Origin of the sequence: Cellulomonas sp. McL0617 (genome assembly GCF_049994875.1) — a bacterium.
In the GTDB taxonomy this organism is placed as follows: domain Bacteria; phylum Actinomycetota; class Actinomycetes; order Actinomycetales; family Cellulomonadaceae; genus Cellulomonas.
Map to the genome: position 1 here is coordinate 66,077 of NZ_CP188256.1, position 20,507 is coordinate 86,583.

Below are 20,507 nucleotides of genomic sequence, written 5' to 3' on the forward strand. Positions count from 1 at the left end.
CAGCCCCGGTCGCGGGGGCGGCCGGGGCTGTCGAAGGGGTGCGGCGTCAGAGCGTGGCGCGGACCTTCTTGGTCGCCTCGATGATGTGCTCCAGCGACGGGGCGACCTCCTCGTAGCGACGGGTCTTCAGACCGCAGTCCGGGTTGACCCAGAGCTGGTCCACCGCGATCGCCTTGACGGCCTCGGTGAGCAGCTCCTCGACCTCGCCCTCGCTGGGGACGCGCGGCGAGTGGATGTCGTAGACGCCCGGGCCCACGGCACGCGGGTAGCCGGCCGCGGCGATGTCCGCCAGGATCTCCATCTTCGAGCGGGCTGCCTCGATGGAGGTGACGTCGGCGTCGAGGCCGTCGATCGCGCCCATGATCTGGCCGAACTCGGAATAGCAGAGGTGCGTGTGGATCTGCGTGTCGGCGCGGACACCCGCGGTGGACAGGCGGAACGAGCGCACCGACCAGTTGAGGTAGGCGGCGTGGTCCTCGACGCGCAGGGGCAGCAGCTCGCGCAGGGCGGGCTCGTCCACCTGGATCACTGCGATGCCGGCGGCCTCGAGGTCGGCGATCTCGTCGCGCAAGGCGAGGCCGACCTGGTTGGCGGTGTCACCGAGCGGCTGGTCGTCGCGCACGAACGACCACGCGAGGATCGTCACCGGTCCGGTGAGCATGCCCTTGACCGGCTTGGTGGTCAGCGACTGCGTGTAGGACGTCCAGTCGACCGTGATCGGCTTGGGACGGGACACGTCGCCCCAGAGGATCGACGGACGCGTGCAGCGCGAGCCGTAGGACTGGACCCAGCCGTTCTGCGTCACGGCGAACCCGTCGAGGTTCTCGGCGAAGTACTGGACCATGTCGTTGCGCTCGGGCTCGCCGTGCACCAGCACGTCGAAGCCGATCTGCTCCTGCAGCTCGACGACCCGGCGGATCTCCGCCTTCATCTCGTCGTCGTACTGCGCCTCCGTCAGCTCGCCCTTGCCGAACGCGGCGCGCGCCTTGCGGATCTCGCCGGTCTGCGGGAACGAGCCGATGGTGGTGGTCGGCAGCGGCGGGAGGTTGAGACGCGCGGCCTGGGCGACCTTGCGCTCGGCGAACGGGCCGCGGTTGAACTCGTCCTCGGTCAGTGCGGCTGCGCGCTCGCGGACCGCGGGGACGACGACGCCGGGCGCCGTCCGGCGCGAGCTGACCGCGTCGGTGGCTGCGAGCAGCTGCTCGTGGATCGCCTCGCGACCCTCCGTCAGGCCCTCGGCCAGCGTGACGACCTCGACGACCTTCTCGTCCGAGAAGGCGAGCCAGCTCTTCAGCGTGTCGTCGAGCGCGGGCTCGTCGGCGGTCGTGTGCGGCACGTGGAACAGCGACGTCGAGGTTCCGACGGTCACCGCGGCGGCCCCGAGACCCTCCAGCTGCTCCAGGATCGCCAGCTTGGCGTCCAGGTCGGCACGCCAGATGTTGTGGCCGTCGATCACGCCGGCGACCAGCGTCTTGGTCTCCAGACCCGCGACCGTCTCGGTGGGCACGTTGCCGCGGACCAGGTCGATGCCGATGGCCTCGACGTCCGTGGCGGCCAGCACCGGCAGTGCGGCACCCAGGTCGCCGTACGGGGCGGCGACGAGGATGGCCGGGCGGTCCGTCAGGTCCGTGGCCAGCGCGCGGTACGCCTCGATGACGGCAGCGAGCAGCTGCTCGGCGGGCACCTCGATCGAGTCGGAGACGAGCGCGGGCTCCTCCAGCTGGACCCAGGTGGCACCGGCCGCGGCGAGGTCCTGCAGCAGCGCGGCGTAGACCGGGAGCAGGTCCTCGAGGCGGTCGATCGGCGCGAAGTCGTCCGGCGCGCCCTCGGTGGCCTTGGCCAGCGCGAGGTAGGTGACCGGGCCGACGATGACCGGACGCGTGAGGATGCCGTCTGCGAGGGCTTCCTTGAACTCCCGCACGGGCCGGTCGCTCGCGTAGCGGAACGTGGTCTCCGGGCCGATCTCCGGCACCAGGTAGTGGTAGTTGGTGTCGAACCACTTGGTCATCTCGAGCGGCAGGTCGTCGCCGCGGCCGCGGGCCACGGTCGAGTACCCGGCCAGGTCGAGGGAGCCGTCCTCGGCGACGACGTCCGCGAAGCGGGCCGGCACGGCGCCGACCACGGCCGTCGCATCGAGCACGTGGTCGTAGAAGGAGAACGCGCTCGGGATCGCCGGGACGTCGGTGGCCAGGCCCAGCTCGGCCAGGCGGGTGCGTGTGCGGCGACGGAGGTCGGCGGCGACGGCCTCGACCTCGTCGGCGGTCGAGCGACCGGCCCAGAAGGACTCGATGGCCTTCTTGAGCTCGCGGCGCGGTCCGATGCGCGGGTAGCCGAGCACGGAGCCGGCGGGGAACTTCGGAGTATCCGTCATGGTGATTCAGTCCCTCGAGGGTCGGGCGGTTGCCGTGACCTGCGGCCCGCTGGCCAGGTCGGGAGCTGTCCGAGCTCCGCCGTCGAGGTGTGCACCCTCGAGCAGGTCAAGTACGGCATGGTGCTTGTTGAACGTGTACAGGTGGACGCCGGGGGCCCCGCCGTCCAGGACGCCGTTGACCAGGTCGACGCTCGCGCGGATCCCCCGGCGGTGGCGGTCGAGCTCGTCGTCGGCAGAGCCGAGCAGGTCGAACAGTCTCTCAGGCACCGGGACCCCGGTGAGCTCCTGCACGCGCCGCAGCCGGTCCGGGTCGGTGGTCGGGATGATGCCCGGGATGATCGGGATGGTCACGCCGGCGTCGCGCGCCTCCGCGACGATCCCCAGGTAGTCGTCGGCGTCGAAGAACACCTGCGTGATCGCGAAGTCGGCGCCGGCCTCCTGCTTGGACAGCAGCGACGCCACGTCCTGGGCCCGCGTCCCGCCGGTCGCCGCGTTGCCCCGCGGGAAGGCCGCCACGGCGACCGAGAGCGGACGCACCCGCGCACGCACGGCCTGCGACGGGCTGTCCGCACAGCGCTGCGCCTCGATCTGGCGCAGCAGCTCCACCAGCTCGCCGGCGGTCTGCAGACCCTCAGGGTGCGCAACCCAGTCGGGCTGGTCCACGGGCGGGTCGCCACGCAGCGCGAGGAAGGAGCGCACGCCCTCGTCGAGGAACTCCTCGACGATCGTGGTGATCTCCTCGCGCGAGGTGCCGACGCAGGTCAGGTGGGCGATCGGGTTGAGCGTGGTCTCCCGCAGCAGCCGGCTGACCAGCTGGCGCGTGGTCACGCGCGTCTTTCCCGAGGCGCCGTAGGTGACCGAGACGAAGTCGGGGTGCACGGCCTCGAGCGCCTGGACCGTGGCCCACAGGCGTGGGGCCGCGTCCGGGTTGCGCGGCGGGAAGAGCTCGAACGAGATGGTCGGGCGGTCGTTCGCGGCCTGGGGTCGGGTGGCGGGGGCCGTGTGCAGCCCGGGCGTGCGGGGTTCCACGGTCGCGGCACTCATTGCGGGGCCTTCGGGGCGGTTCGTCGTGCACGCCGATCGTTCGAGGACATCTGAGCTCTCTCCATCGTCCCTGGCGGAAGCACCCACACCCTCGTCGGAGGGGGGTTGCTGCGGCGTCGTGGAGCCAGGTCTCTCGGCCGCTCTGGATGGTAGGGGCGATCGTAAACCGCCGACCACATGGTGGGCAACCGTGACCGCTGGATGAGACGAGAGCGTCCGAGGGATGCTCAGCCCTCTCGGCGGCCGCCCAGCGTGTTGTCGTCACGCCCGTGTCGCTGCGACGGGACGCCGAACCACGACGTGGCAGAACCGGCTGGCACGAGCCGCAGCCCGTCCTGGACCGCGGCGAGGACCTCGACGTCCGGAGCGGCGGTCTCCGACAACGCCTCGGCCGCGGCGAGCACGTCGTCGTGCCGCCTGTCGGGTTCGAGAACGTCAGCCATTCGCCGCACGATAGTCGCGTTCTTCTCACCTGCCGAGATGGGGTCGGACGCGTCACCCGGCAGGAGTAGGGATCTCACCCGGGCCTCTGCACGTCCACGCACCCCTCGTCCAGTCCTTCACTCGGGCGTACCAGTGCGTTGCCGCTGGTCAGGCGTCCAAATCGCCTCCGACCGACCGTGATCCACCGCCTGCGAGCGTCAATTGCGGCCGCGGACCGAGGGGCAGGTGGCCAGGTGGTCGTCCACGACGCCACACGCCTGCATCGCCGCGTACGCGGTGGTGGGCCCGACGAACCGGAACCCGAGCGACTTCAGCTCCTTGGCCAGCGCCGTGGACTCGACGGTGATCGCGGGGACCCCGGACCAGGTGGCCGGCCTGACCCAGTGCGTGCGGTCGGGTGCGTGCGACCACAGGACCGCGTCGAGCGAGCCGCCGGTCGCGTGCAGGGCGCGCAGGGCGCGACCGTTCGCGATCGTGGCCTCGATCTTGGCGAGGTTGCGCACGATGCCGGCGTCGGCCATGAGCCGCGCGACGTCGTCGTCGCCGAACCCGGCGACCACCTCGGGGTCGAAGTCTGCGAACGCCGCCCGGAACGCCGGCCTCTTGCGCAGCACGGTGATCCAGGCGAGACCCGACTGGAACCCCTCGAGCGCGAACCGTTCGAACAGCGCGTGCTCCTCGTGGACGGGCCGGCCCCACTCCTCGTCGTGGTACTGCTCGTACAGGGGGTTGCCGTCGCCGAAGCAGCGGCCGGTGAGGGTCAGAGGCGGCGCGTCGGAGGTCGTCATGCCCCGAGTCTGTCGCCTGCCTCCGACACCGGGGGCGGTGTGTCGTCGACCGACCCGGTGACCGGGGGCTGTGGTCGGCTCGGGTCGCCCGTCGCCGAGATCAGCTGGGCGATGCCGTCCAGGATCAGGACGGTGCCGAAGTCGAGGCCTGTGCCCTCGACGAAACCGGTCCACGAGAAGGCGCCGGACGACGCCGCCCGCACGAGCGCGGGGTGCGACGCGGACGTGGCGAGCAGGCCGATCAGCGCGCCGAGGTCGGGGGCGTCGCCGTCGGCCCCGCCGAGGGCGGACGCGCGGGCCTGTGCCGTCATCTGCTCGCTGACGCGGAGCTGGTCGAGCGCGTGGGTGGCCAGCACGCCGATCGCACCCACCTTCTGCGGCTCCGTCAGGGGCGTCTCGGAGAGCGCGTCAAGCATCGCCTCCATCCAGGCGAGCCGCCCGGGACCGATCGCGTGCAGGACGGTCGTCGTCCGGGCGAGCCAGGGGTGTGCGCGCAGGATCGGCTGCTGGATCGACATGATGAGCTCGAGGCGCTCGCGCCACCCGCCCAGGTCGGGACCGATGGCCGGCGGCCGGCCCGAGGCTCGGTCGGACATGAGGCTGAGCACCTCGTCCTTGGACGACACGTACCGGTAGAGCGACATGGTCGTGAAGCCGAGCGACTCCGCCAGCCTGGCCATCGAGACGGCATCCAGGCCCTCGGCGTCGGCCAGGGTGATGCCGGCATCGGCGATCTGCTCGAGTGACAACGCGGGCCGCGGGCCGGGCCGGCCGACCGCGGGCGCGCGCCACAGCACGGCGATCCCGGGCGGGAGATCGAGCGGTGGCTCGTCCGGCGGGGCGGTCGACAGTGCGACCCGGACAGCCTGCCGACGCGCCTTCTCGGCGTCCCGGGCGGCGCGCTGCTGCGCCAGCGACGCCGTGCGCTCCGCACGTTCGGCCTCACGCAGCCGGTCGGCGGCCGCACGCGCGGCGTCGCGGGCCTCTCGCTCGCGGCGCTCCTGGTCCTCGCGTTCGGCCTTCTCCCGGTCGCGGACGCGCTTGTCGGCCTCGCGCTGCCGACGCTCCAGCGCCTTCGCCGTGTCACGGTCCGACTTCGCCAGGTCGCGCCGGGCGCGGTCCGCCTCCCTGGCCTCGGCGCGCTCGGCCCTCTCGCGGTCGCGACGCAACGCCTCGCCCTCGCGCCGGGCGTCCTCCGCCTCGCGCGCCGCCTGCGGGTCCTGCGGCGGGTCCTGCGCAACCTCGTCGTCGTCCACGACACCTCCTTGACCGCCGATCCTACAAGTGTGTATGAAGTACACACACAGTTTACGTCATACACAGAACAGGGGAATCCGATGAACGCACCCGTCGTCGTCGCCCGGGGGCTGCGCAAGTCCTACGGCGACCTCACCGTGCTGGACGGCGTCGACCTCGACGTCGCCCCCGGCGAGGTGCTCGCCCTGCTCGGTCCCAACGGGGCCGGCAAGACCACGACCGTCCGCATCCTGGCCACGCTGCTCAAACCCGACGCGGGCACCGCCTACGTCGCCGGCAAGAACGTGGTCACCCAGGCCGCGGAGGTCCGCGGGGCGATCAGCCTCACCGGGCAGTTCGCGGCCGTCGACGAGCTGCTGACAGGGGTCGAGAACCTGCGGCTGATGGCCCGCCTGGCGCACCTGGGCAAGCGGGAGGTCCGCACCCGGAGCGACGAGCTCTTGCAGCTGTTCGACCTCACCGACGCCGGCCGCCGGGTGGTCAAGACCTACTCCGGGGGCATGCGCCGACGGCTCGACCTGGCGGTCGGTCTGCTCGCTCGTCCGCAGGTCGTGTTCCTCGACGAACCCACCACGGGGCTCGACCCGCGCAGCCGGAACGGGCTGTGGGACGTCATCCGGGACGTCGTCGCGACGGGGACCACCGTGCTGCTGACCACGCAGTACCTCGAGGAGGCCGACCAGCTGGCGGACCGGATCACCGTCATCGACCGCGGGGCGGTCATCGCGAACGGCACGGCACCCGAGCTCAAGCGGGCGGTCGGGTCCGCGCACGTGTCCCTGTTCCTGCGCGACGGGGTGCACGAGCGGATCGCCACCGACGGGTCCGTGCCGGACGTCCGGCGCATCCTCTCGGACGTCGAGAGCCGCGGAATCGCGGTCGACAGCTGGGAGGTCCGCTCCCCCACCCTCGACGACGTCTTCCTGACCCTCACGGGCCACCCCACTGAAGAGCTCGCCCTCGCCACCCAGGAGTCCTGATGACCACCGTCACGCCACCCCCCGCCCTCGGCTGGGGCGTCCACGACACGACGAGCCTGATCTGGCGGTCGGTCCGCCGGTCCCTGCGGCAGCTCGACACGATCCTGCTCGCGGTCCTGCTGCCCGTGATGCTCCTGCTGATGTTCGTCTACGTGTTCGGTGGGGCCCTGGACGCCGGCATGGACTACGTGGACTTCGTCGTGCCCGGGATCATCCTGCTCACCGCGGGGTACGGGTCCGCCAACACGGCGGTGGACGTCGCCACGGACATGACCGGCGGCATCATCGACCGGTTCCGGTCCCTGCCCATCCGGCCCACCGGCGTGCTGACCGGTCACGTGGTGGCGTCCATGGTCCGCAACGCGGTCTCGACCGCCCTGGTCATCGGCATCGCGTTCGTCGTCGGCTTCTCCCCGTCGGCGTCGGCCGTCGACTGGGTGGCGGCGCTGGCGCTCATCGCCCTGTACGTGCTGGCGCTGACCTGGGTCGCGGTGGCCATCGGCACAGTCGCGTCCGGGCCCGAGGCGGCCAGCGGGTTCACGTTCCTGATCTTGTTCATCCCGTACGTGTCCTCCGCGTTCGTGCCACCGGACACCATGCCGTCGGTGCTGCAGGACATCGCGACCTACAACCCGATCACGCCGCTCTCGGACACCCTGCGCGGGCTGCTCCTGGGCCAGCCGGTCGGGTCGTCGTGGCCGTCCGCCGTGCTCTGGTGCCTCGGCATCCTCCTGGTCGGTCGCGTCTCGGCGGGGCTGCTGTTCCGCCGGTCGCGGTAGAGCTTTTGCGACGAGGTCCGGCGGTCCGGGCGGATCGCCGGACCGTCCGGCTGCGCCGTGGGTGGATGTTCGCTAGACACGACGCATGACGACGCCGCCGGAGGTTCCCTCGCCGGAGCGCGCGCCGCGCCGCGGCCTGATCGTCACGCTGGCGGTGCTGCTCGCGATCGCGATCGTCGTCATCGTCGTGCTGGTCGTGCGGGGCGACGGGTCTACCGACGAGCCCGTCGCGAGCCCGTCCCCCACCCCCTCCGCGTCGCCGGCGCCCGAGCCCACGACGACCACCCAGAGCTCGAGCCCGTCCGCCGTCGCCGGTTGTGCCCCCAACGGGGTGGCCGTCCCCACCGGCGCCCACGAGGTCGAGGTGGTCGACATCGACGGCGACGGCAGGTCGGACACGGCGTGGATCAGCCCCGGGGCCGACCGCCGGTTCGGCATCACCACGGCGTCGGGCGCGACGTTCTCGATCGCCATCGTCTCGGCCAGCCCGGTTCCGGCCTCGGCCGTGGTCAACCTGGTGCAGACCGACAAGCTGCCGATCGCTCTCGTGGACCTGGGCCGGGAGGCGTTCGTCTACTCGCTCGCGCAGTGCCAGGTGCAGACGGTCGCCAACGCGCAGGGCCAGCCATACACGTTCGACCGGGGGTTCGCGGGCGTCGGTACGGGCGTCGGCTGCTCGGGGACGGACCTGGACCTGGCCGGGTTGAACGCGGTGACCGCTGCCGACGGCACGTATACGGTCACGCGGACGTTCGTGACGCTCGACGCGGACGCGCGCCACGCGACGAACGGGTCGCCCGCGCAGGTGGCGACGGGTGCGGCGTCGACGGACCCGGTGGTCACCACGGCGCAGAAGGTGACCTGCGGGGACCTGGTCGCGGGTGACCCGGCGGACGGACCCGTCGAGCCGCAGTGATCGCCGACCCGACCGCGTCGTCCCTCACGTCGTCCGGGCGCCCAGCGCCTTCTTGATCCGCGTCGCAGAGACCGGTGCGGGCGTGCCGAGCTGCTGGGCGAACAGGCTGACGCGGAGCTCCTCGAGCTGCCAGCGGAGGTCGTCGACCGGTTGGCCCTTGTCGGCGGCGTCGTCGAAGTCCGCCTCGACGTCCTGCACCTGCCAGGCCAGGTCGGCGTCGCGCTGAGGGTTCTCCGCGGCCTTGACCAGCCGGTGCTTCGCGGCCCGCAGGTAGCGCACGAGATGGGGCAGCCGGTCGGCGCCGACCTCGCTCACGAACCCCTCGTGCACGAGCCGCTGGGCCTGGGAGCGGATGTCCTGCGCGGTCGCCAGCAGCGCGAGGCTGGACCGCGCGCGGATCTCGGCGTCGAGCTCGCGGTCCGCGGTCAGGACGGCCACCAGGTCGCCGACGATCGCGTGGACCGTGTCCTCGAGCCCGTCGCGGACCGTCGTGCGGACCGACGCGTAGGTCGGGGCGTCGCGGACCTCGCGCGTCGCCCCGATCAGCCGGTCGATCGCGGCGAGCTGGACGTCGGCGACCAGTGCGTCCGTCGTCCGGTACGGGCTCGACGCCAGCGTCAGCGCCTGCGTGCCGGTCCAGCGGCTCGTGATGCGGGCGGTCGCGAGGCCGACGTCCAGCAGGAGGAGCCGTCGGAGCCCACGATGAGCCGTGGCCGGTCGCTGGGACTCGTCGGCCAGCGAACGGACCGCGACCGCGCCGCCCGCCTCCTCGACGAGCGTCGGGTAGGCACGGACCGGTCCCGCCTCGAGGACCTCGGGCAGCTCGGGCAGGTCGGCGGGCCAGGTGCGAAGGCCGGTGCGGTCGAGGGAGACCAGGGGCTTGGCGACGACGGTCGCGGGGGTTCCGGCAACGGCGGTGGGCGTGGGAGCCGGTGCCGTTCCGGACGCCCGCGCCTCGTCCATCGCTGCGCGGACGGCGGTGCGCACCGCGTCGTCGACGGCGGTCTGCGTCTGCTTCGCGAGCCGCCGTTGCAGCACCTGCAGGTCCTTGCCCTCGTCGACCACTCCCCCACGATCGCCGACCACCCGGAACGTCACGCGCAGGTGCGCCGGTAGGCGGGCGTCGTCGAACGCGTCGTCGGGCACGTCGACGTCGCGCAGGGCGTGGACCGCTCGTCGGAACACCGCTCGGAACGACGGGGCCGCGTCGCCCGCTCGGACGGTGTCCTCCCAGTCGGCCGTGTTCGCGGTCATCCACTCGTGCACCGACCGCGCGACGTCGGGCGCCGGGACCAGCTGGACGCGCACGGGCTTGGGCAGCGACCGGATGGTCGCGGTGATCAGCTCCTCGCGCAGGCCCGGGACCATCCAGCCGAAGCCGTCGGGGGTCAGCCGGGCGAGCGTGGTCAGTGGGATGTGTACAGTCACGCCGTCCGCTTCTGTACCAGGCTCGAACTGGTAGGTCAGCGGCAGGCTCAGGTCGCCCTGCGGCCAGCGCGACGGGAACGCGGACTCGTCGATGACGTCGGCGGAACCGACCAGCAGCTCGCGCGTGAAGCTCAGGAGGTCGGGGTCGACGCGGCGCGTGGTCTTCCACCACTGGTCGAAGTGGCGGGCGGAGACGACGTCGGCCGGGATGCGTTCGTCGTAGAACGCGAAGAGCGTGTCGTCGTCGACCACGAGGTCTCGTCGTCGGGCCCGGGCCTCCAGGCCCTCCGCCTCGGCGAGGAGCCGTCGGTTCTCGTGGAAGAACTGGTGGTGCGTGGTCCACTCGCCCTGCACCAGCGCGTGCCGGACGAACAGCTCGCGGGCGTGCTCGGGGTCGACCTTCGCGTACAGGACGCGCCGGTTGGTGACGATCGGGACGCCGTAGAGCAGGACGCGCTCGAACGCGGTCGCGGCGCCCTGCTTGGTCGACCAGGCGGGCTCGGAGTAGGTCCTTTTGACCAGGTGCGCGCCGATCTCCTCGGCCCACTCGGGCTGGATGCGTGCGACGTCGCGACCCCACAGGCGGCTCGTCTCGACGAGCTCGGCGGCCATGACCCAGGCCGGGGGCTTCCGGGCAAGGCCCGACCCGGGGAAGATCGCGAACCGTGCGCCGCGGGCGCCGAGGTACTCGTTGCGCGGGCGCTTGTTCGGCGGTCGCCGCCCTGCGCCCGGCGCCGCGACCTCCGTCGCCTCCTGCATGCCGATCTGGCTCAGCAGGCCCGCCAGGATCGCGACGTGGATGCGGTCGCCGTCCCAGGTGAGCCTGAGCCCGTCCTCCTCCATCTGCTTCCCGGGAGCATTGACGACGATCCCCAGCGGCTTGGCCAGCTCGCGCAGCTGCGTGACCACGTCCTGCCACTCGCGGATGCGCAGGTAGTTGAGGTACTCCGAGCGCACCTGACGGCGGAACGCCGAGCCGGACAGGTCGCGCTGCTGGTCCTTCAGGTACTGCCACAGGTTCAGGTAGGTGAGCAGGTCGCTCGTCGGGTCGGCGAACCGGCTGTGCGACAGGTCGGCCTTCTCGCGCTCCTCTGCCGGGCGTTCGCGGGGGTCCTGGATGGACAGCGCGGCCGCGATGATCATGACCTCGCGCGCGACGTTGCGCCGGCCGCCCTCGACGATCATCCGTGCCAGTCGTGGGTCCATCGGGAGCTGAGCCAGTGCGCGGCCGGTCTCCGTGAGGCGTGCGCCGTCGAGCGCCCCGAGCTCGGTCAGCAGCTGGACGCCGTCGCGGACGGCGCGCGTGTCGGGCGGGTCGACGAACGGGAACTCGCCGATCTCCTCGGGCGTCGCCGCCACGCCGACGGCGATCATCTGCAGGATCACGGACGCGAGCGACGTGCGCAGGATCTCGGGCTCGGTGTACTCCGGGCGCGACTCGAAGTCCTCCTCCGAGTAGAGCCGGATCGCGATGCCGTCCGCGACGCGCCCGCACCGGCCCGAGCGTTGGTTGGCCGACGCCTGGGAGATCGGCTCGATGGGCAGCCGCTGCACCTTGGTGGCCTTGGAGAACCGCGAGATGCGGGCGGTACCCGGGTCGATCACGTAGCGGATGCCCGGCACGGTCAGGGACGTCTCGGCCACGTTGGTGGACAGGACGACGCGCCGGGTCTGGTGCCGCTCGAACACGCGGTGCTGCTCGGCGGCGGACAGCCGGCTGTAGAGCGGGAGCAGCTCGACCGCACCCGGGAGCCGCGGGTCGGTGACCAGGCTGGATCGCAGCGTGTCCTCCGCGTCGCGGATCTCCCGCTCGCCCGACAGGAACACCAGGATGTCGCCCGGCCCCTCGAGCATGAGCTCGTCGACGGCCTCCGCGATCGCCGTCATCGGGTCGCGGTCCTCCTTCTTGCGCTGCCCCTCGACGAGCTCCGGCGTGAGCGGCCGATACCGGATCTCGACGGGGAACGTGCGCCCGGTGACCTCGACGACGGGCGCGGGCGTCCCGTCGGGGCCGGCGAAGTGCCGCGCGAACCGGTCCGAGTCGATCGTCGCGGACGTGATGACGACCTTGAGGTCCGGACGCTGCGGCAGCAGCCGCGTGAGGTAGCCGAGGATGAAGTCGATGTTCAGCGACCGCTCGTGGGCCTCGTCGATGATCAGGGTGTCGTAGGCCCGCAGCATCGGGTCGCGCTGGATCTGCGCGAGCAGGATGCCGTCGGTCATGACCTTGACCAAGGTCTCCTCCGACGACGTGTCCGTGAACCGCACCTGGTAGCCGACGATCCCGCCCAAGGGCGCGTCGCCCGCGATCTCCTCGTTGATCCGCTCCGCAACGCTGCGCGCCGCGATCCGCCGGGGCTGCGTGTGCCCGATCTGGCCGTCGCGCCCACGGCCCAGCGTCAGGGCGATCTTCGGGATCTGCGTCGTCTTGCCGGACCCGGTCTCACCCGCGACGACGACCACCTGGTGGTCGCGGATGGCGGCGGCGATCTCGTCGCGACGAGCACTGACGGGCAGCTGCTCGGGGAACGTGATGGGCGGGACGACGACGGCCCGCCGGACCTCGACGGCGCGCAGTCGCCGGGCGGCGGCGCGGCCCTCGTCGGCACGCGCGCTCCGGTTCTGGTTCGGGTTCTGTGGCCTGCGCCGTCTCGGGGGTCGCCGCCGCCCGGACCCGGACGGGCCAGCGGGGGCGGGGGACGGCGTGCTCACGACTGTCGATCATCTCAGGCGTGGACCGTCGACCGCGCGGGGATTCTCCGAGGGCCAACGACCTCCCAGGTCCGGCGACACCTGCGCTCTACAGTGACAGGCATGACCGACAACGACGCCAGCGAGGGCGAGCGCCGGGCGGTCGCCGCCCTCGAGGCGTCCGAGATCCCGTTCGAGATCACGCGGCACGGGCCGGTGTCGTCGCTCCAGGAGGCCGCCGAGGCCCGCGGGATCGACCCCGCGGGCATCATCAAGACGATCGTGGTGCGACGCGGCGACGACGACTTCCTGTTCGTCCTCGTGCCGGGCGACCGCACGATCTCGTGGCCCAAGCTTCGGGCGCTGCTCGGCGTGACGCGGCTGTCGATGCCGGACGCCGACACCGCGCGCGAGGTGACGGGTTACGTGCGCGGGACGATCACGCCCTTCGGGTCGCTGGTCGAGTGGCCCGTGGTCGCCGACTCCCGCGTCCCGCTACGCAGCGTGTCGATCGGCGGCGGCGCGCACGGCGTCGCGGCGAACGTGGACGGCGCCGAGCTGGTCAAGGCACTCAACGCAACGGTCTCGGACGTGACCGAACCGGAGTAGCGCGCGACCGGATGAGGAGCCTTGTGCGGTGCGTCGGGGGCCGCCATGATCGATTGACCCGCCAATGATCGGTTCTCGCCCTGCGAGGACGGCGTGGCGGTAGTCAGGGGGAAGCTCGTGAGTGACGACGGCTCGACACACGTCCCGGCCGTGGCCCCGAGCCCCGCACCCGCCGCGCAGGTGGCGGTCGCACCGGCGGCCACAGCGGGGGCAGCGGCTGTCGGCGTCTCCGGGCTGACGCTCCGACGGGCCGGCGCCGGCACCGACGTGCTGGGCGGGACCGAGGCCCCGACCGACACGGCCGAGGTGTTGGCGCGCCGGTCGGGGGGCGGGTCACCGCTGCCGGGGCAGGTCGCCACCTCGTTCGGCGACGCGATGGGTGCGGACCTCAGCGCGGTGCGCATCCACACGGACCCGGAGGCCGACCAGATCTCGAGGTCGCTCCAGGCCACCGCGTTCACCCACGGCAACGACGTCTACTTCACGCAGGGCGCGTACTCCCCGGGCACGTCGGGCGGGCAGCACCTGCTGGCGCACGAGCTCGCCCACGTCGCGCAGCAGGAGACCGGGGTTCAGCGTTCCGTCTCCGGACAGGGCCCGGTGATCGGGCTCGCTGCCGATCCGGCCGAAGCGCAGGCGGACGCGATCGCGGACACCACGTTGGCGCGACTTCGGCTCCATGCGTCCGAGGCCGGCCCCGAGGTCGCGCCGGTGCGTGGCAGGGGCCTCGATCCGCTCCGGCGGCATGCCGCGCTCGGCACCGGCAGTGCCGTGCTGCGTCGCAAGATCGTGAAGATGGGCAAGGGCGACACCGAGTCCGTAGACGTCAAGGACGACGTCGAAGAGGCGGAGGCGCGCAAGATCCTCGAGGAGCTCGCCACCAGGTACGGCATCGACCTGTCCTCCCCGACGGCGGTCACCGCGATCAGGGCGCTGTACACGCCCTGGGTGACCGCTGAGGTGCTCGCGCAGGTCTCGACCTCGACCTGGCAGCTCAAGGAGCTGCGCGCCCTGCATGCCGCAGCTGTGCACCTGGGCCCACTCCTCGGCCAGCAGCGAGCGAAGAACCCGGCGCTGGGCGCCAAGGCGCAGGGTGTGACCACGATCGGGCGCGTGAAGTCGTCGATCACCCCGGGCCAGCCGGTGGACCAGACGATGGGTGAGTACTTCCCGGCGCACAGCAACGTCGCACTCACCGACACGGTCACCGACATGACGGACGACCGGTACGTCAAGGAGGGTGCGACGGCGGCCGACAACAAGACGACCCTCGAGGCCAACGCGATCCACGAGATGTCCCACGCCGTCGTCGAACCACTCCTGATCGACGACTGGGTCACGGGCCTCGAGTACTGGACCGACAAGACCTCGGCGAGCGGGAAGGCGTCCGCGGAGGACCCGCCGACCGCCTACGCCCACACGAATGCGGCGGAGGACCTGGCAGAGTCCGTGGCGCTCTACTTCGTCAACCGGCCCAAGCTCAAGGCGGCGTGCCCGAAGCGCGAGGCCATCCTCGCCGCGGCGATGGCGAAGTGGACTCCCGAGGTCACGACGAAGGTCGTCGACACCGCCGCGTCCGGAACGGGTTCCGAACCTGCACCGACCGGCGTCAAGGAACTGACCGGGGCGGTGAAGTGAGAACTCTCGGCGACGTGCTCCTGCTCCGGGGCGCAGACCTGTCCACCGCCGCGTCCGCCCTCCACGCGGACGCCGACGGGCGCGAGAAGGTCACTGGCTACCAGGGCCTGAGGGATCTCGACGTCATCGACGGGCCCGACGGCAGCCGCCTGTTCGTGCGCGGGGACACCCTCGCGCTCGTCTACGTCGGCGGGGCAGCGCTGCCCGCCGGTCTGGACCACGCAGACCTCGTCGCCGCGGTCGGGTCGGACGGCGACCACCTGCGGTCCCGGCAGGGCAAGACGGCCCGTCTGCACGTCGTTGCCGAGGACGGCATCGCCTGGTCCGAGGAGAACGGTCAGGTCGCGTTCGTCGAGATCTTCCCGCCCACCTCGTTCGAGGACTACACGCGCGAGATCTACGTCGAGCCACCCGCGTTCAACCAGTGACGGACCCTCGTCGGCCGGCCTACTTCGTGACGTACGTCGTCGGGCGGACCGTCAGGATCACGCGCTTGTGGGCGTCCTTGATCTCGTAGCTCTCGCCGTACCGCTTCTGCAGCGACTGGTAGAAGCTCGCGACCTCGTCGTCCGGCTCGGTCTTCTCGACGATCCCACGGACCTCCAGCGAGCGGTACGGGTCGTCGGGGTCGGCGATCGAGATCGCGACCCGCGGTTCGTGGGCGATGTTCTTGAACTTCTGGCGGCTGGTCGTGTGCGTGAAGCGCAGGACCTCGCCGTCCCAGACGAACCACATGACGCTGCTGTGCGGCGACCCGTCCGGCGCGACGGTCGCCAGGTGCGCGAAGGTGGGGCGTTCGAGGAGGTCGGCGTGGCTGGCGGGCAGCTCGGTGATGGCCATGCTCCGACGCTAACCCGCACACGGGAACCTCGCGCGCGTGCCTTGCGTTCCCCAGGTAAGGTCAACGATCCACCAACAACCTTCAAGGGAGCTCAACAGGCGATGGAGCTGATCGAGCACTCCGCGGCGGCCGGCGCGATCCGCGTCGAGGCGCAGGACTGCGGCACGGTGATCGTCCTGGTGGGCGAGATCGACGGTGCCCTGCGCGACGATGCCAGCGCCTCGATGGGTCAGGCGCTGGTCACCGGGTCGCCCGTGGTCATCGACACGACGCTCGCGACGTTCATCGACTCCACGGGGCTCGCGTTCGTGCTCCAGCTGTCCCGGGCAGCGGCCGAGGCGGGCATCGCCGTCTCCCTGCGCGACCCGCACCGGGTGCTGACGGATGTGCTCGAGCTCATCGGGCTGGGCGGCGAGCTGCCGGTCTGAGGCGCCACCGGCACGTCCCGCGGGCGATGTCGGTGGGCGGGTCTACGTTCGCCGCATGCGGTTGCTGCACACGTCGGACTGGCACCTGGGCCGGATGCTGCACGGGGTCGATCTGCTCGACCACCAGGCGGCGTACCTCGCGCACCTGGTCGACGTCGTGCGCTCGCAGGACGTCGACGCGGTGGTCGTCGCCGGGGACGTGTACGACCGTGCGATCCCCCCGGTCGAGGCCGTGACGCTGCTCTCGGAGACCCTCGCGCAGCTCGCCGAGCACGCCACCGTCATCGTCACGTCGGGCAACCACGACTCGGCCACCCGGCTGGGCTTCGGTGCGGGCCTGATGAAGGAGTCCGTGCGGCTCCGCACGCGTGTCGCCGGCCTGGCCTCGCCGGTCGTGCTGTCCGACCAGGTCCTGGTGTACGGGATCCCGTACCTCGACCCTGACTTCGCGCGGGTCGACCTGGCCGAGTCGCCGGACCGGCTGCTGCCGCGCTCGCACGAGGCGGTGACGGCGGCGGCGATGCGGCGCATCCGGGCGGACTCGGCGTCCCGGGGTCCGGCGCGCGTGGTGGTCGCCGCGCACGCGTTCGTCCTGGGCGGCGAGCCGACCGAGTCCGAGCGGGACATCCGCGTCGGGGGCGTGGACCACGTGCCGGCGGGGGTGTTCGCGGGCGCGGACTACGTGGCGCTCGGGCACCTGCACGGGCCGCAGAAGATCACCGGGCCGGCGGGCACGGTGCTGCGATACAGCGGTTCGCCGCTCGCCTACTCGTTCTCGGAGCAGCACCACGCCAAGTCGACCGCCCTGGTGGACCTGTCCGGTCCGTCGGTGTCCACCGAGCTGATCGCGGCACCCGTTCCGCGCCGGCTGGCGGACGTGTCGGGGACGCTGGACCAGCTGCTCGCCGACGAGCGGCACGCCGACGACTGGGTCCGCGTGACGGTGACCGACGCGCACCGCCCGCAGGACCTGTTCCGCCGGGTCCGCGCGCGCTTCCGGCACGCGCTCGTGGTCCAGCACGTACCCGCTGCGGTGGCTGGGCGGCCGCGGCCGTCGGTCGTGACCGCGGCGCACGACCCGCTCGACGTCGCGGCCGACTTCCTCGCGCACGTCACCGGCCGCGGGCCGACGCCCGCCGAGGTGGCCGTGCTGCGCCGCGCGTACGAGGACGTCGCGGACGTCGACGTGGAGAAGAGCGCCTGATGCATCTGCGCTCCTTGACGCTGCAGGCGATCGGGCCGTTCGCGGGCCGGCACACGATCGACTTCGGCGCGCTGGCGCAGGGTGGGCTGTTCCTGCTCGAGGGCCCCACGGGGTCCGGCAAGTCGACCGTGATCGACGCGATCGTGTTCGCGCTGTACGGCAAGGTCGCGTCGGCCGAGGCCAGCGAGGACCGGCTCCGCTCCGCCTACGCCGCCGACGACGTGGAGAGCGTCGTCGACCTCGTGTTCGAGGTGCCGTCGGGGCTGTACCGCGTGCGCCGCACACCCGCCTACCAGCGCGCCAAGCGCCGGGGCCCTGGGACGACGCCGGCGCAGGCGTCGGTCAAGGCGTGGCGGCTCCCCGCGGACGCGGACCTGGACGCTCTCGACGGGATCGGCGTGCCGCTCGGTTCACGTCTCGACGAGATCGGCGCCGAGCTCCAGCGGGTGGTCGGGCTCGACCGGACGCAGTTCGTGCAGACGATCGTCCTGCCTCAAGGCGAGTTCGCCCACTTCCTGCGCGCCAAGCCCGAGGACCGCAAGGACCTGCTGCAGAAGATCTTCGGCACGGAGGTCTACGAGCGACTGCAGAAGCGGCTGGCGGAGATGCGGCGCGAGAGCGACCGCGGCACCGACGAGGCGCGGGTCCAGGTGCGCTCGGGCGCCGCGCAGCTGGTCGGCGCGGCGCGGTTGACGCCCGAGGAGGGCGCGTCCGTGCGCGTCGCAGTCGACGACGCCATCGCGTCGGCGGCTCTCGTGCAGTCTGTCTCCGACGTGGTGAGCGTGACGACCGCACGCCTCTCGTTGCTCGCCGATTCGGCGCGGACGGCGGCGGGACATGCCGAGGCGGCCTGGGGCGAGACCCGCCGACTGCTCGACGACGCTCGTCGGGTGGCGGAGCTGCTGGCCACGCGCGACCGGTTGCGCGGACGCCGGGCCGAGCTCGAGGCGTCCGCGGACCTGCACCAGGAGGCCGTGACCAAGCTCGACCGGGCGCGGGCCGCGCAGGCCGTCCGGCCGTTGCTGGTCGGGCTCGACCGGGCGCTGACCGCGCTCGACGCCGCGGAGAAGGGGGTCCTCGCGGCGCTGGACGCGGCGCCGTCGGACATCGCGGACGCCCCGGGCGCGTCGCTCCGTACCCACGTTCGGGCGGCAGGAAGGCTCGCGGAGGCGACGGCAGCAACCCTGGCACGGCTGGTCGACGTCGAGGCCGGTCTGGAGCAGCGTCGCCGTGCGGTCCGGGCGGCGCGTGCGGCCCTGGACGATCTCGGTGACGCGATCGCGGTCGACGACGTCTGGCTGGCGGCCCGGCCCGCCGCTCGAGCGACCTTGCATGACGCGCTCGAGTCTGCGCGCGCTCTTGCCGGGCTGCGGGGAGACCGGTCGGCGGCGGTCCGGGCCGCCTCGGAGCTGGTTGCTGCGCACACCGAGCTGGATTCGTCGCAGGACATGCTCGCGGTCGCCGTCGAGACGCACGCCGCGGCCGCGACCTTGGCGATGTCGGCGCACGAGCACGAGAGCGCTCTGCGGCGGGCGCGGATCGCCGGCCTCGCCGGGGAGATCGCCGCGGGACTGGTGGACGGCGACCCGTGCCCGGTCTGCGGGTCGGGTGAGCACCCCGACCGCGCACCGCTGGGTGCCGACCATGTCTCGGCCGCGCAGGTCGACGTGGCCGAGGGCGAGCGCGCGCGTGCGGAGGCCGTGCTGGTCGCCGCCGGTGCGAAGGTCGGTGCCTTGCAGGAACGGGTGGACACGGTCCGCGCACGCGTCGGGGACGTCGATCGCGCCGGTGCCGACGCGGCTCTGGCGCAGGCCCGTACCGCCGCGACCGAGGCGGAGGCGGCCGAGGTCGAGGTCGTGCGGCTCGCGCCGCTGCTCGACGGGTTCGACGAACAGACGCGTGCGCGTGAGTCTCGGCGCGCGGCCGCGGTCGCCCAGCAGGCCGGCGACACGGCCACCTTCGACGTCACGCTGCACGACCTGGGCAGAGCGGAGGCCGAAGTCGTGACGGCCCGCGACGGACATCCCACGGTCGCCGCGCGGCACGCCGAGATGGTGGAACGGGCCGCGGCTGCAGAAGCCGTGCTGGAGGCGCTCGGCGAGCGGTCGACCGTGCGGGACGAGGTGCGCCGGCGTGAGGTCGAGCTGGCCGACGCGCTGTCCGAGCACGGGTTCGAGTCGGCACCGGCGGCCCGGGAGGCCCTTGCCGAGCCTGCCGTGCTGGCCGAGCTGGAACGGGTCGTCACCGCCTACGCGTCCGAGCTGGACCGGGTCACGGCGGGGCTGGCCGAGCCGTCGATCGTCGCCCTGCCTGACGACCTGGTGGTCGACGTCGAGACGGCCCGATCTGCCGAGTCGGTGGCGCGACGCGAGACCGAGGAGGCCTCCGGCGCCGCCCGGGTTTCCGCCGAGCGAGCCGGCGCCGCCGCCGCCGCGGGCGAGGGTGTCGTGGCTGCGGCCGGGGTGCTCGCCGAACGGATCGAGCAGGCGGGACCCGTCTCGCGGCTGGCCGACCTTGCCGCGGGCGGCGGGAGCGACAACGTGCGCAGTCTCTCGCTCGCCACCTTCGTGCTCATGCGCCGGTTCGAGGACGTGGTCGCGGCCGCGAACGACCGGCTGCTCCTGGTGTCGGACGGACGGTTCGAGCTCGAGCGCAGCGACGAGAAGGAGGACGTCCGCGCACGGAACACGGGCCTGGCGATGCGGGTCCTCGACCACCGGACCGGGCGTCCGCAGGACCCGCGGCAGCTGTCCGGGGGCGAGACGTTCTACGTGTCGTTGTGCCTGGCGCTCGGCATGGCGGACGTGGTGACCGCCGAGGCGGGTGGGATCGACCTCGGGACCCTGTTCGTCGATGAAGGGTTCGGGTCGCTCGACGCGCACACCCTCGACCAGGTGCTGGCCGAGCTGGGCCGGCTGCGCGCGGGCGGACGGGTGGTCGGGGTGGTGTCGCACGTCGAGACGCTCAAGCAGTCGATCGCCGACCGCATCGAGATCCGTCCGACGGCGGAGGGTCCGAGCACGCTCACGGTCCGGGCAGGTTGAGCCGGGGCGACGCGCCCAGTCGGTGCTGATGGGCAACACCCGGAC

At 72.4% G+C, this 20,507-nt stretch carries 16 protein-coding genes and 1 riboswitch; of the genes, 9 read left to right on the forward strand and 7 right to left on the reverse strand.

The genetic code is table 11. The features are described from left to right. Positions 1 to 46 precede the first annotated feature (46 nt). From metE to ACPPVS_RS00375, 5 genes are all read right to left on the reverse strand, one after another. Entirely contained in the window at positions 47 to 2,371 is a 2,325-nt protein-coding gene (gene metE, locus ACPPVS_RS00355) for a 5-methyltetrahydropteroyltriglutamate--homocysteine S-methyltransferase (RefSeq protein ID WP_426593936.1), read from the reverse strand. Between the two features lie 6 nt (positions 2,372 to 2,377). Next, on the reverse strand, positions 2,378 to 3,415 hold the full coding sequence (locus ACPPVS_RS00360; protein WP_426593937.1) for a methylenetetrahydrofolate reductase: 1,038 nt from the start codon (positions 3,413 to 3,415) through the stop codon (positions 2,378 to 2,380). Positions 3,416 to 3,473: 58 nt separating this feature from the next. Continuing rightward, positions 3,474 to 3,568, reverse strand: a riboswitch (SAM riboswitch). 74 nt (positions 3,569 to 3,642) lie between these two features. After that, positions 3,643 to 3,858, reverse strand: a complete 216-nt coding sequence (locus tag ACPPVS_RS00365) for a hypothetical protein (protein ID WP_426593938.1) — start codon at positions 3,856 to 3,858, stop codon at positions 3,643 to 3,645. Between the two features lie 198 nt (positions 3,859 to 4,056). After that, entirely contained in the window at positions 4,057 to 4,647 is a 591-nt protein-coding gene (locus ACPPVS_RS00370) for a DNA-3-methyladenine glycosylase I (protein ID WP_426593939.1), read from the reverse strand. Next, a complete protein-coding gene (locus ACPPVS_RS00375) occupies positions 4,644 to 5,903 on the reverse strand; it encodes a TetR/AcrR family transcriptional regulator (RefSeq protein ID WP_426593940.1) in 1,260 nt (419 codons plus the stop codon). The genes ACPPVS_RS00370 and ACPPVS_RS00375 overlap by 4 nt, the downstream gene beginning before the upstream one ends. Before the next feature lie 81 nt (positions 5,904 to 5,984). Between ACPPVS_RS00375 and ACPPVS_RS00380 the strand changes: the two genes are divergently transcribed. The 3 genes from ACPPVS_RS00380 (at position 5,985) to ACPPVS_RS00390 (ending at position 8,579) form a co-directional block, all read left to right on the forward strand. Beyond that, positions 5,985 to 6,884 carry an ATP-binding cassette domain-containing protein gene (locus ACPPVS_RS00380; protein ID WP_426593941.1) on the forward strand — a complete coding sequence of 300 codons (900 nt, stop codon included), beginning with the start codon at positions 5,985 to 5,987 and terminating at the stop codon, positions 6,882 to 6,884. Then, on the forward strand, positions 6,884 to 7,663 hold the full coding sequence (locus ACPPVS_RS00385; RefSeq protein ID WP_426593942.1) for an ABC transporter permease: 780 nt from the start codon (positions 6,884 to 6,886) through the stop codon (positions 7,661 to 7,663). Before ACPPVS_RS00380 ends, ACPPVS_RS00385 begins: the two co-directional genes overlap by 1 nt. 85 nt (positions 7,664 to 7,748) lie before the next feature. Continuing rightward, positions 7,749 to 8,579, forward strand: coding sequence for a hypothetical protein (locus ACPPVS_RS00390; RefSeq protein ID WP_426593943.1), 831 nt, complete (start codon positions 7,749 to 7,751; stop codon positions 8,577 to 8,579). A gap of 24 nt (positions 8,580 to 8,603) precedes the next feature. On the opposite strand, the gene hrpA is transcribed toward ACPPVS_RS00390, so the two are convergent. Next, positions 8,604 to 12,719, reverse strand: a complete 4,116-nt coding sequence (gene hrpA / locus ACPPVS_RS00395) for an ATP-dependent RNA helicase HrpA (RefSeq protein ID WP_426593944.1) — start codon at positions 12,717 to 12,719, stop codon at positions 8,604 to 8,606. Between the two features lie 102 nt (positions 12,720 to 12,821). On the opposite strand from hrpA, the gene ACPPVS_RS00400 reads away from it, so the two are divergent. The 3 genes from ACPPVS_RS00400 to ACPPVS_RS00410 all read left to right on the forward strand — a co-directional run bounded on the left by ACPPVS_RS00400 (position 12,822) and on the right by ACPPVS_RS00410 (position 15,373). Further along, entirely contained in the window at positions 12,822 to 13,307 is a 486-nt protein-coding gene (locus ACPPVS_RS00400; RefSeq protein ID WP_426593945.1) for an aminoacyl-tRNA deacylase, read from the forward strand. Between the two features lie 117 nt (positions 13,308 to 13,424). After that, a complete protein-coding gene (locus ACPPVS_RS00405) occupies positions 13,425 to 14,945 on the forward strand; it encodes an eCIS core domain-containing protein (RefSeq protein ID WP_426593946.1) in 1,521 nt (506 codons plus the stop codon). Positions 14,946 to 14,959: 14 nt separating this feature from the next. After that, positions 14,960 to 15,373: a hypothetical protein gene (locus ACPPVS_RS00410; protein WP_426593947.1), complete on the forward strand. Its 414-nt coding sequence runs from the start codon at positions 14,960 to 14,962 to the stop codon at positions 15,371 to 15,373. A gap of 19 nt (positions 15,374 to 15,392) precedes the next feature. On the opposite strand, the gene ACPPVS_RS00415 is transcribed toward ACPPVS_RS00410, so the two are convergent. Further along, positions 15,393 to 15,785, reverse strand: a complete 393-nt coding sequence (locus tag ACPPVS_RS00415; RefSeq protein WP_426593948.1) for a PPOX class F420-dependent oxidoreductase — start codon at positions 15,783 to 15,785, stop codon at positions 15,393 to 15,395. Between the two features lie 102 nt (positions 15,786 to 15,887). On the opposite strand from ACPPVS_RS00415, the gene ACPPVS_RS00420 reads away from it, so the two are divergent. Genes ACPPVS_RS00420 through ACPPVS_RS00430 form a run of 3 tightly spaced genes read left to right on the forward strand, consistent with a single transcriptional unit; the run spans position 15,888 to position 20,462 of the window. Continuing rightward, on the forward strand, positions 15,888 to 16,214 hold the full coding sequence (locus tag ACPPVS_RS00420; RefSeq protein ID WP_426593949.1) for an STAS domain-containing protein: 327 nt from the start codon (positions 15,888 to 15,890) through the stop codon (positions 16,212 to 16,214). Between the two features lie 55 nt (positions 16,215 to 16,269). Continuing rightward, entirely contained in the window at positions 16,270 to 17,418 is a 1,149-nt protein-coding gene (locus ACPPVS_RS00425) for an exonuclease SbcCD subunit D (RefSeq protein WP_426593950.1), read from the forward strand. Continuing rightward, on the forward strand, positions 17,418 to 20,462 hold the full coding sequence (locus ACPPVS_RS00430) for an AAA family ATPase (RefSeq protein ID WP_426593951.1): 3,045 nt from the start codon (positions 17,418 to 17,420) through the stop codon (positions 20,460 to 20,462). The genes ACPPVS_RS00425 and ACPPVS_RS00430 overlap by 1 nt, the downstream gene beginning before the upstream one ends. Positions 20,463 to 20,507 lie beyond the last annotated feature (45 nt).

Excerpts from the sequence above, each read along its gene's own strand:
- metE (WP_426593936.1), bottom strand. The coding sequence starts at position 2,371 with ATGACGGATACTCCGAAGTTCCCCGCCGGCTCCGTGCTCGGCTACCCG.
- ACPPVS_RS00360 (WP_426593937.1), bottom strand. The coding sequence starts at position 3,415 with ATGAGTGCCGCGACCGTGGAACCCCGCACGCCCGGGCTGCACACGGCC.
- ACPPVS_RS00365 (WP_426593938.1), bottom strand. The coding sequence starts at position 3,858 with ATGGCTGACGTTCTCGAACCCGACAGGCGGCACGACGACGTGCTCGCC.
- ACPPVS_RS00370 (WP_426593939.1), bottom strand. The coding sequence starts at position 4,647 with ATGACGACCTCCGACGCGCCGCCTCTGACCCTCACCGGCCGCTGCTTC.
- ACPPVS_RS00380 (WP_426593941.1), top strand. The coding sequence starts at position 5,985 with ATGAACGCACCCGTCGTCGTCGCCCGGGGGCTGCGCAAGTCCTACGGC.
- ACPPVS_RS00385 (WP_426593942.1), top strand. The coding sequence starts at position 6,884 with ATGACCACCGTCACGCCACCCCCCGCCCTCGGCTGGGGCGTCCACGAC.
- ACPPVS_RS00390 (WP_426593943.1), top strand. The coding sequence starts at position 7,749 with ATGACGACGCCGCCGGAGGTTCCCTCGCCGGAGCGCGCGCCGCGCCGC.
- ACPPVS_RS00400 (WP_426593945.1), top strand. The coding sequence starts at position 12,822 with ATGACCGACAACGACGCCAGCGAGGGCGAGCGCCGGGCGGTCGCCGCC.
- ACPPVS_RS00415 (WP_426593948.1), bottom strand. The coding sequence starts at position 15,785 with ATGGCCATCACCGAGCTGCCCGCCAGCCACGCCGACCTCCTCGAACGC.
- ACPPVS_RS00420 (WP_426593949.1), top strand. The coding sequence starts at position 15,888 with ATGGAGCTGATCGAGCACTCCGCGGCGGCCGGCGCGATCCGCGTCGAG.
- ACPPVS_RS00425 (WP_426593950.1), top strand. The coding sequence starts at position 16,270 with ATGCGGTTGCTGCACACGTCGGACTGGCACCTGGGCCGGATGCTGCAC.
- ACPPVS_RS00430 (WP_426593951.1), top strand. The coding sequence starts at position 17,418 with ATGCATCTGCGCTCCTTGACGCTGCAGGCGATCGGGCCGTTCGCGGGC.